Source organism: Vicinamibacterales bacterium, from assembly GCA_036504215.1.
In the GTDB taxonomy this organism is placed as follows: Bacteria; Acidobacteriota; Vicinamibacteria; order Vicinamibacterales; family Fen-181; genus FEN-299.
Genome location: DASXVO010000007.1, coordinates 53,611 through 64,210, shown reverse-complemented (window position 1 = coordinate 64,210; position 10,600 = coordinate 53,611). Strand labels below are relative to the sequence as shown.

Here is a 10,600-nt window from a genome sequence, read left to right as displayed (position 1 = left end):
CGGACGACCGCCAGTCGGTCGTGTTCGTGCAGTCCACGTGCCCTTGGCGGTCCGTCGAGTGGCTTTCCGAAGGAGCGTCGCGCCCGTGGCCGGTTGCGCGAGAGGCGCGACGACGCCTCGATCTACAGGCGCCAGTTGTACGATGCCTTGAGGAACAGGCCGCGGCGAACCTCGCGCAACGACTGGACGCGCACGTTCTCGAGACCGTCCCACCTGGTCCGCTCGTAGAGCGACCCGTAACCGGCGAAGAGCACGGTTCCCGGGATGTAGGTGAACGACGCGAGAAAGTCGGTGAGCAACTGCCGGCGGAACGAGTTGTACTCGAGAATCGCACGGAAGAACAGGAAGCGATTCAGTTGGAAGCTGGTCTTGCTGCGCGCGATCGCGTAGTCGTACAGCCGCTCGCCACCCGAGGCGCGATCGAAGTTGGCGTAGGTGACCGACACCTGCTGGTACCATTGTTCCGACGGCTGGTAGACGACGGCCGCGACAGCCTGCACGGTATGCCCGCCGAACGGCTCGGTCGAGTAGTAGATGGCGTCGCGTCCGGCCACGCTCCCGCTCAGCCGCACCCGCTTGGTCACTTGCGCCGACACGGTCGTCGAGAATCCAGACGTGCCGAACTTCTTTCCCGAGAACACTTCGCTCGACAGGTGGTAGGCCGATTGCCACGAGATGGCCCCGCGGAAGCGTACGGTGGCGGACGCCTGATTGAACGTCTCCCAGATGCCACTGAACGCGTCGCGCGTCTGCTCGGTCGTCAACGACGTCTCGATGCGCCGCACGATCCCTCGGCTGGGATAGAACTTTGGTCCGACAATGGCACGGACGCTGGTCACGCCGTTGCGCGTCAGGTAGCCGGTCTCGGTGGCGAACTCACGCGAGATGTCGTTTCCTCCGAACGTGAGCGCGAGGTTCCGCGTGTCGCGGAAATACTCCACGCCGACCGCGCGCCCGGCCGCGGCGCTGGGCTCGTTGTCGACTCCGGTGGCCGACCCCAGGGCGTAGAACCCGAGCGCCGCCGAATCGCTCAGCCGAATCGTGCCGTCGCCACCCGCCACGCGGTTGAACGCCGACCCTTGCTCGCGGTCGGTCACGAACCCGCCCAGGTAGGCGTCCTGGTTCAGCGCGTGCTTGTAGCGGAGCACCGTCACGTGGGCGTAATCGGGTTCCGCACCCGGGCGTCGAGGGGACCCTCCGGTCGCCGCCAGTTCGTCGGCGGCGTAGAGAACGGACAGCGTGTCGCGGCGGCTCACCTTGCCGCTGAGTTTCACGCCGGTCAACGGGTCCCCTATCGTCCTCGTGTGGACCACCGCCTGCAGCGGCCCGGTCTGCGCCGGCCCGCCGAGATTGAAGACATCCTGGCCCTCGAGAAAGAACGGACGCTTCTCAGGGAAGTACAGCGGCGCTCGCAGGTTGACGTCGATCTGGCCAGCGTCCGCCTCCACCTGACTGAAGTCAGGGTTGTAGGTGCCGTCAACCGTCAACTCCGCGGTGATGCCGAATTTGGCCGTCACGCCGACGTCCGCCCCTGACGACGTCTGCCGCAACTGGCCCGCCTGTGCGGCGTGCTGGCGGCTGTAGGTGGCCGCAGGCAACACCTCGAGCAGCGTGTAGTGCCTGATGTCCGCAAACTCGATCGGCTGCGTCTGGATGACGAAGTTCATCCCCATCCTCGGGTCCAGCCCGGGAACCGTCCCGTCCTCGGACTTCCGGCTGATCATGCGTTCGACGATGACTCCCATCGTGACCGGGTTCTTGCGGGTATAGCGGATGCTCTTGAACGGGATGCGAACCTCGACGGTGTACCCTTGCTCGTCGATTCGACCAGCGCTGTACCAGACGGCATCGAAGCCGAGGTCCTCCTTGTTCGCGGCAAACCGGCTGTCGGACTGGATGCCGAGCGGGTTCACGTAGAAACTGTAGAGCGCCTGCTGATCGTTGAACGAGTCGAGGTTGATGCAGATCCAGTCGTCCTGACGGGTGTTGTCGCGGCTGGCCATCGATGCCTTGATCCTCGACGGCTCGCGGTCGAAGGCGCGGATGGCGAAGTAGAGGTTCTCCGCGTCGTAGGCGTAGTAGACGATCGTGCGTTCGGAGAGGTCGGCGCCGTAGTCCGGGAGCCAGGTCTTGAAATTGGACGCGCTCGGCGCGTTCTGCCAGAGGACCTCGTCCAGCCGGCCGTCGATGATGGGCGGCGTCGAGGCACGCAGCGGGTGGACCGTATCCGCCCCCCGCGCAGCGGTGGCCCCGCCGAGGACGACGAGGATCGCCAGGAGGCCGCTCGCGGCCCCCCGGCACGGTGTGAATCGACGAGACGTCATGACAGGAACGTGGCGCACCGGAACCGCAGCCTCAGACCCTCATCGTCACGAGCTCGATCTTCCCCGGGTCGCCAACGCCCAGGCGCTTCTCGGCGGCGGTTTCGATGTGCCGGCTCTGACGCAGTTTGTCGCTCAGCCCGGCCGCGCGGCGCTTGTCGAGGATCACCTGCCGGCAGACGACATCGAGCGCCACCGGGTCGGCCGCGATGTAGATCGCATTCTCCCGCCAGATCCCATCCGGATTCCGCGGCTGCGGGCCGTCGTCGAAGCAGCCGTTCGTCGCGTCGAGGACGATCAGCGGCACCTTGGTCTGCGTGAGGTAGTGTTCGTACGCCTCCGCGATGTACGGGTCGCAGTTGCCGCCATGCGCCGACCGGTGATGACTGTAGCAGCCGAACGCGATGTTCTTGAGCGCGAGCGTCACGCCCGCTCCGCCATGGTCCTTCAGAACGGGCAGGTTGATGGTGACGTCGGTCTCGGCAACCGTCGTGTCGAGCGGCGCGTGGCCTCCCGACGCCTTCAGCACCTTCGTCTGGTCGTAGCGGCCGCCCGTCTGGATGCGCTCGCCGAGCCGTCCCGTGCCCGGCTTGTAGTCGGTCGGGCCGAAATGGTCCGCGTGACGATCCCACACGACGATGTCCGACGGCTTCACGCCCGCCGAGAGCGCCCCCGCCGCCACCGCCTCGGTCAACTCACGCGCCGTGTAGACGAGCGGGCGTCCGAGCAGGTTGATCTTGAGGCCCACGCGCATGCCCGGCTTGAAGTACTGCCGCCAGGCATCGTCGGCCCGCTTCTGGCCCGTGAACGCGGTGATGCCGCGCTCGAGCATGGCTGCGACGACCTTCGGATCGCGCCTGTCGCCGTTCCACACCCTCGGTGATTCGACGCGAACCACTCGGATCTTGCCGGCCGGCGCCGCCTGGACACGCGAACCCGCCAGCGTCGCTGCGGCGGCCGTCCCGAGGATGCCCGTCAGAAGTCGACGTCGTGTGATCCCTGAGTCGTTCGATGTCATCGCCTACTCCTCCACGCCTCTTCGCACGTCCAGGCGCTCCCGGTGATCGAGTCGCCGGGTCAATCATACGCGAGAGTATCGCACCTGGCACTTCGCACCCAGCACCTTGCACTTTTCCCGATCCCCCATGTATACTGCCTCCAATGTTGCCGCGCACCACCACCATGTCGATGCGAATGCCCATGTCGATGGGCATGCGTGTCGGCGGGGTGTGTGCGATCGGCAGCTAGAACCAACCAACAGCCGAACGACACCGGAACCCGCCGACCTGGACAACCAGCGGCGGGTTTTGTTTTGTGCGCACGGATCGTTTCCAGTGACCCTTTTCATCTTCGACTCATCGTCTTCGAGCGCCCGGCTGACCGCCGTGAGCGCCGTGGTGTCGATGGGTATGGCGATGCGCATGCGGAGCATGGCCGCGATGTCCATGCGGAGGCGTGCAGGCGGATGATGTAGCCGGGCCACAACCAAAGCAGCACAAAGGGGCCGTCATCCGCAGCACACGCGGGCGACGGCCTTTTTGCTTTCTGGGCGACATGCGGGGCGGATGACGAGGAGCACGGCCATGACAACCAGGGTTGGATTGATTGGATTCGGAACGGTCGGCAGCGCCGTCGCGCGGTTGCTCACCCGCGAACACCGTCATCGACTCCGCCTGGTACGCGTCTGTACCAGGCACGGCCGTGCGCGACCCGGCTGGTTGGCATCCTCTGTCGAGTGGACGGATCGATTTGACGCCCTCCTGGACCGCGACATCGACGTCGTTGTCGAACTGGTGGGCGGCGTTGTCGAGGCCTGCACCTGGGCGGAAAAGGCCATCCGGGCCGGCAAGTCCGTGGTCACCGCCAACAAGCAACTGGTGGCGGAACGCGGGCCGGAACTGCTCGGCCTCGCAGCGCGCTATCGCCAACAACTGCGGTTCGAAGGGGCCGTGGCCGGTGGGGTGCCGGTCATCCGCGCCGTGCAGGATGGCCTCGCCGGCGACCGCCTGGTGAAGATCGAAGCGGTGCTCAACGGCACGTGCAACTACATCCTCAGCCGGATGGACGGGGCGGGCCTGTCGTTCGCAGATGCCCTCGCCGAGGCGCAGGCGCGCGGGTACGCCGAAGCGGACCCGCGCGCGGATGTGGACGGTGTGGACGCTTGTGCCAAGCTGGCCATCCTCTGCGCCGTCGGCTTCAAGATCCGCGTCCGACCGCAAGCGATCGATTGCGCGTCGATCGCCAACATCACCCCCGACGACCTGGCCCGCGCACGCACTGCCGGCCGGACGATTCGCCAGGTCTCGCGTGCCGAGCGCATCGATGGCGCACGCCCGCACGTACGCGCCTCGGTGGGTCCTGTCGTCGTCCCCCTCGACAGCCCCGTCGCCCGCGCGCAGGGCTGCCAGAACGTCGTGGTCGTCACCGGAGAACTGGGCGGCGAGACGGCGTTCTCCGGCCAGGGAGCCGGCGGCGATCCCACGGCCGTCGCGGTCGTCTCCGATTTGCTCGCCATCGCGCGCGCCCGCTCGACCTCATCGTTCCTCAACGTCCTTCAGAGCGACCGTTCACGGCATACGGCCGGCGTGCCCGCCTGGCCGCAGGTTCAATAGACACCGGAGAAAGGAACACTGAATCATGTCCGACACCACCAGCTATCGCCCTTCGACCCTCGCGATCCACGCGGGCCACACGCCGGATGCGGCCAGCCATGCGCGTGCGGTTCCGATCTACCAGACGACGTCGTACGTGTTCGAATCGGCGGAGCAGGCCGCCAGCCTGTTCGCGCTGAAGGAGTTCGGGAACATCTACACGCGAATCACGAACCCCACGACCGCTGTGCTCGAGGAGCGGCTGGCAAGACTCGACGGCGGAGTGGGTGCCCTCGCGGTGTCGTCTGGCCAGGCGGCGATCACGGTTGCCGTCCTGAACATCGCCCGCGCCGGCGACAACATCGTCTCGACGAGCGCGCTCTACGGCGGCACTTACAACCTGTTCAAGCACACATTCGCGAGACTCGGGATCGAGACGCGCTTCGTCGATTCGTCGGACGCGTCGGCCTTCGCCCGAGCCATCGACGGCAGGACGCGGCTCGTCTACACCGAGTCGATCGGCAACCCGAAGAACAACGTCGACGACTTCGAGGCGATCGCGAAGATCGCCCACGACCACGCCGTTCCATTCATCGTGGACAATACCGTGTCCCCGATGATCTTCCGGCCCTTCGATCACGGCGCCGACATCGTCGTCTATTCCCTGACCAAGTTCATCGGCGGCCACGGAACCTCGATTGGTGGCGCCATCGTCGATTCCGGCCGGTTCGATTGGGCAAACGGCAAGTTCCCGGAATTCACGGCACCCGACCCCTCCTATCACGGTCTGGTGTTCTGGGACGCGTTCGGCCTGCACGATCGCGCGGTGCTCCGCGGCGCGGCCTACATCATCAAGGCTCGCGTGCAATTGCTCCGCGACCTCGGCCCCTGCCTCTCGCCGTTCAATGCGTTCCAGTTCATCCAGGGACTTGAAACGCTCCCGCTCCGAATCAAGGCGCACTGCCGCAACGCGCTTGCGGTCGCCGAGTGGCTGAAGGGCAACCGGCACGTGTCCTGGGTCAGCTATCCCCTGCTGCCCGATCACCCCGACTACGAGCGCGCGAGGCGGTACTTGCCGAACGGGGCGGGCGCCATCATCGGCTTCGGCATCCGCGGTGGTCTCGAGGCGGGCGTGAAACTGATCGACTCGGTGAAGCTGTTCAGCCATCTCGCGAACATTGGCGACGCCAAGAGCCTGATCATCCACCCGGCGTCCACCACGCATCAGCAACTGTCGGCCGAGGAACGCGCCTCAACCGGCGTGACCGACGACTTCGTGCGCCTGTCGATCGGCACCGAGGACATCGCCGACATCCTCGACGACCTCGATCAGGCCATCACGGCGTCGCAGAAGGCGACGGCCGATCGGAGGCCGTTGTTGCTCGTGGGGTAGGCAGTCGGATGAACTGCCAGGGACGCCGGGGGCACGCGCAGACCTGGGGAGGGATGGAGAGATGAACGCGCACGATGCGGCGGGAATAGGCCTGGTCACGACAGAGCACACGACGGTGTGTCAGGAGGGGCTGCCGCTCGACTGCGGGCGGCGGCTCGGTCCGATCACGGTCGCGTGGGAGCAGTACGGGACGCCCAACCGCGACCGCTCGAACATCATCCTCGTCTGCCACGCGCTCTCCGGCGGCGCTCACGCCGCGGGGTGGCACGAGGGCGCGGCCAGACCTGGGTGGTGGGACGTGATGATTGGCCCCGGAAGGGCCTTCGACACCCGCCGCTATTGTGTGATCAGTTCGAGTGTCCTCGGCAGCTGCTACGGCACGACTGGCCCCTCGTCGGTCAACCCCGAGACGGCGCGCCCGTTTGGACCTGACTTCCCGATGGTCACGATTTGGGACATGGTTCGCGTCCAGCACCGGCTGCTGGAACGGATCGGAGTCCGATCGCTCGCGGCGGTAGCCGGGGGATCGATGGGCGGGATGCAGGCTCTCGCGTGGGCCCGCTTGTACCCTGATTGGGTACAGCGCGTCATCACCCTTGCGGCAACCGACCGGCACTCGCCTCAACAGATTGCGTTCAACGAGGTCGCGCGCCGCGCGGTGATGGCGGACCCCGCCTGGCAAGGTGGACGCTACGAACCCGGGGCCGGGCCCGAGGCGGGTCTCTCGGTGGCCCGCATGGTGGGCCACATCACCTATCTGTCGGACGTCGGCATGGAGCGGAAGTTCGGACGCCGAGCCCGCAATGGCCTGGCGTATTCCCTCGGTCGGCCGGAGTTCGAGGTGGAACACTACCTGGAGCACCAGGGCGCGAGCTTCGTCCAGCGCTTCGACGCGAATTCACTGCTCTACGTCACGAAGGCGATCGACTACTTCGACCTGTCGGAAGGCCACGGGTCGCTCGAGGAAGCGCTGGCCGGCAGCCGGGCTCGCTACCTCCTGCTGGCGTTCTCATCCGACTGGCTGTACCCGCCGTATCAACTCGAGCGCGTGGCGGCAGCACTGGAGGCGACCGGCCGGCCGGTCGAGTATCGATGCCTTCCGAGCGACTACGGCCACGATGCCTTCCTGCTCGAGCATGCCCAGCAGGAACCTCTCGTGCGGCGGTTCCTCGCGGGCACTACGTGTCCCGTCGGCGCGCCTGTTCCTGCTGATCGCGCAGCCAGCCTCCAGCCAGCGACAACGGCGCAAAGATGAGGATCGCGGTCAATTCGGTCCACACCGATCCGTGACCGAGCCGGATGACGAGCGACGCCAGGGCGACGGCGCCGATGATCATGCTCACGATGCGCGCATGGGCCAGCGGGCGTCGGCCGGCAAGCAGTGCCGCCAGGTAGCCCGCGGCCACCGCCAGCACCGCCCCGTAGCCCATGTCGAAGCTCGAAAACGGGCGTGGCTGCGACGCGTGCTGGCCGGCCTGAGGCAGCGGAAACAACGCGGCCGCCGGAAGGGCGAATACGATGTACCCCGCCAGGACGGCCACGAAGCTCCGAAGGCGCCGTAGTGTCACTTCACCGTGAGCGTTCCCTTCATGCCCATGGCGAAGTGACCTGGGAACGAGCATAGGTAAGTGTACTCGCCGGGGCGTGTCGGCGCCACGAACGACACCTCCGCGGTCTCCCCCGGCCCGACGAGGTTCGTGCTCGCCAGCACCTCATCCTTCACGGCAGGCGCGATGAAATCCGTACCGCGTGCGCCCGCCGACTTGTCGACGAACCCTTTCGGATCGGCCCCCTTCTTCAGCAGCACGAAGTTGTGCCCCAACGCGGTCTTCGGCATCTGGCCCACGTCCTTCAGCACCACCTTCAACGGCTCTCCGGGCTTTGCGGTGATCGTCGCCGGGTCGAACTTCATGTTGTCACCAACCGTCAGGGTGACGATGCGCGCCACTGCCCCGCTGCCGCCGACCGACGCGCGAAGGGGCTTGCCCGGACTCACCGTGATGGTCCGCGGCGCGGCCAGCACAAGCGAAGGCGACGCCAAGAGGAGCACGACGAGCAGACAGACGTTAGGCATGCAATATCTCCGCGCAAGCCGCTCGGGCTTGCGCCACACTCTCGCGCGGGGCTTCGGCACGCGTGAAGGCCCGCACGCCGTTCTCGGTGGCAGGTCCACGCTGCGGTTCGGTTGTGAGTAGTCCCAATGACCAGGATAGCAGAAGAGGCGGCCGGCTCTATCCGGCCAGCAGGCTCTTGGCGACGAACAGGACGTTGGCCGGTCGCTCGGCCAGCCGGCGCATGTACCACGGGAACCAGAATTCGCCGTAGCTGATCAGCACGCGCAGCGGCGCGCCTTCGCGCGTGAGCCGCGCCTGCAGGGGCCGCTGGATCCCGTACAACATCTCGAACTCGCATGACGCAGGCGCGAGGCCGCGGGACTCGATCGCCGCACGCAGCCGCCGCACGAGCCGCTCGTCGTGGGTGCCGATGCCGAGGAAGGTGCCCGACGGCAGTTCGGGCCGCAGCATGCGATCGGCCAGTCGGAAGTAGTTCTCGTCCACGTCGGCCTTGGCGGGGAACACCAGGTCCGGCGGCTCGCGATACGCCCCCTTCACCAGTCGGACGGCGGGCGCCAGCGGAAGAAGCGCGTCGAGGTCGGCCTCGGTCCGCCGCAGATAGGCCTGCAGGCAGATCCCGACCCGCGACCAGCGCTGCCGTGCGCGACGGAACAAGGAGAGCGTGGGATCGACGTATTTCGTGCTCTCCATGTCGATCCAGATGAAGTTGCCGCGCGACTCGGCGCGCGTCACGAGCGCCGCGAGGTTCTCATAGCACGCATCGAGGCCGAGATCGAGGCCGAGCTGGGTCAGCTTGACCGACACCTGCACGTTCAGGCCGGCGGCGATGATCCGGTCCATCACCTGCAGGTAGTGCGCGGTGACGGCCTCGGCTTCCGCGAGGCTGGTCAGGTTCTCGCCGAGGTGCGTGAGAATCGTCGCGGTCCCCCGTTCACGCTGCTGCCTGTCGCACGCCTCGAGCGCCTCGTTCATCGTCTCGCCCGGCATGAAGCGCGACACCGACCGGCGGACGAACCGGTAGCGCATCGCCTTCTCGCGCAGCCAGACGCTTTCGGCGCCAGCCAGCAGGACGCTTCTCATGATCGCCATCGGCGTGACCTCGCGATTCGGTTCAGGTGACCCAGTTGCCCATTGTAGCTCAGCCCACTCCGCGCGATACCGCGCTTCGTCCCCACCACGCGACCTGCTATGCTCGAACGAGGGAACAGATCGCAGCCCTGGAGGACCAGCCATGAACACGCCTCACTGGCCACGAGCGTCCGGCGAGGACCCGCAGCGGACGCCGGTCTCCGGGCCAGCCCTGTCCGCCATCGTCCAGGCTCTGTGTGCGACCGAGGACGGCTTGGTGCGGCCGGAGTCCGAGGGCTGCCATCCGCACCTGCCCTCGCGCGAGACGATGGCGCGGACGATCGACGACTTCCGCGCCGCGCTCTTCCCAGGTTACGTCGGCACCACGTCGGAGCTGAGCGCGGAGGCGCTGCGATTCCACGTCGGCGCGACGCTCGACCGCCTGTTCCGGACGACCGCCGAACAGGTGCGGCGGGCGTTCTGTTTCGCTTGTCGGGAACGCGATCCAGGGCGGTGCATGGACTGCGAGGAGCGCGCTCGGGGCGTGTCGCGCGAGTTCTTCGATCGGCTGCCGGCGGTACGGCGGTTGCTGGCGACGGATGTGCAGGCGGCGTACGAGGGCGACCCGGCAGCGACGAGCCCCGTAGAGACCATCCTCTGCTATCCCGGCATCCTCGCGCTGACGTGCCATCGCCTGGCGCACGAACTCTATCGGCTCGAGGTCCCGCTGCTGCCCCGGATCATCAGCGAGCAGGCGCACGGCATGACCGGCATCGACATCCATCCGGGCGCACAGATCGGCTCTCACTTCTTCATCGACCACGGCACCGGCGTGGTCGTCGGCGAGACGTGCGTCATCGGCGAGCGCGTGCGCCTCTATCAGGGAGTGACGCTCGGTGCGCGCAGCTTCCCGCTCGACGAACACGGCCATCCGGTCAAGGGCGTGCCGCGGCACCCGATCGTCGGGGACGATGTGATCATCTACAGTGGGGCCACGGTGCTCGGCCGGATCACGGTGGGCGCCGGTTCACAGATTGGCGGCAACGTGTGGCTCACGCACTCGGTGCCGCCAGGGAGCCGGATCAGCCAGGTGGAGGTGAAGCAGGTGCTCTACTCCGAGGGAGGAGGGATATAGGCTCCGGACCCGCGGAC

The 10,600-nt window shown here is 66.9% G+C and carries 9 protein-coding genes; 4 read left to right on the top strand and 5 right to left on the bottom strand.

Annotated features, from left to right (window positions below):
- Positions 1-122 precede the first annotated feature (122 nt).
- Together VGK32_02290 and VGK32_02285 are read right to left on the bottom strand one after the other, a co-directional pair.
- Entirely contained in the window at positions 123-2,324 is a 2,202-nt protein-coding gene (locus VGK32_02290; protein ID HEY3380564.1) for a DUF5916 domain-containing protein, read from the bottom strand.
- Between the two features lie 31 nt (positions 2,325-2,355).
- On the bottom strand, positions 2,356-3,339 hold the full coding sequence (locus VGK32_02285) for a DUF362 domain-containing protein (GenBank protein ID HEY3380563.1): 984 nt from the start codon (positions 3,337-3,339) through the stop codon (positions 2,356-2,358).
- Positions 3,340-3,904: 565 nt separating this feature from the next.
- Here VGK32_02285 and VGK32_02280 point away from each other — a divergent pair.
- The 3 genes from VGK32_02280 (at position 3,905) to VGK32_02270 (ending at position 7,560) form a co-directional block, all read left to right on the top strand.
- Positions 3,905-4,933 carry a homoserine dehydrogenase gene (locus tag VGK32_02280; GenBank protein ID HEY3380562.1) on the top strand — a complete coding sequence of 343 codons (1,029 nt, stop codon included), beginning with the start codon at positions 3,905-3,907 and terminating at the stop codon, positions 4,931-4,933.
- Positions 4,934-4,958: 25 nt separating this feature from the next.
- Positions 4,959-6,305, top strand: coding sequence for an O-acetylhomoserine aminocarboxypropyltransferase/cysteine synthase family protein (locus VGK32_02275; GenBank protein ID HEY3380561.1), 1,347 nt, complete (start codon positions 4,959-4,961; stop codon positions 6,303-6,305).
- 61 nt (positions 6,306-6,366) lie between these two features.
- The gene (locus VGK32_02270) at positions 6,367-7,560 is read left to right on the top strand and encodes a homoserine O-acetyltransferase (GenBank protein HEY3380560.1); all 1,194 of its coding nucleotides are present in this window, start codon (positions 6,367-6,369) and stop codon (positions 7,558-7,560) included.
- Here VGK32_02270 and VGK32_02265 read toward each other — a convergent pair.
- The 3 genes from VGK32_02265 to VGK32_02255 form a co-directional block, all read right to left on the bottom strand.
- A complete protein-coding gene (locus VGK32_02265) occupies positions 7,484-7,873 on the bottom strand; it encodes a hypothetical protein (GenBank protein ID HEY3380559.1) in 390 nt (129 codons plus the stop codon). The genes VGK32_02270 and VGK32_02265 overlap by 77 nt on opposite strands.
- Positions 7,870-8,379 (bottom strand): plastocyanin/azurin family copper-binding protein, encoded by a 510-nt coding sequence (locus tag VGK32_02260; GenBank protein HEY3380558.1) that lies wholly within the window; start codon positions 8,377-8,379, stop codon positions 7,870-7,872. Before VGK32_02260 ends, VGK32_02265 begins: the two co-directional genes overlap by 4 nt.
- 157 nt (positions 8,380-8,536) lie before the next feature.
- On the bottom strand, positions 8,537-9,469 hold the full coding sequence (locus VGK32_02255) for a proline dehydrogenase family protein (GenBank protein HEY3380557.1): 933 nt from the start codon (positions 9,467-9,469) through the stop codon (positions 8,537-8,539).
- 142 nt (positions 9,470-9,611) lie between these two features.
- Between VGK32_02255 and epsC the strand changes: the two genes are divergently transcribed.
- Positions 9,612-10,583 carry a serine O-acetyltransferase EpsC gene (epsC, locus tag VGK32_02250; protein HEY3380556.1) on the top strand — a complete coding sequence of 324 codons (972 nt, stop codon included), beginning with the start codon at positions 9,612-9,614 and terminating at the stop codon, positions 10,581-10,583.
- The last annotated feature ends 17 nt before the right edge of the window (positions 10,584-10,600 follow it).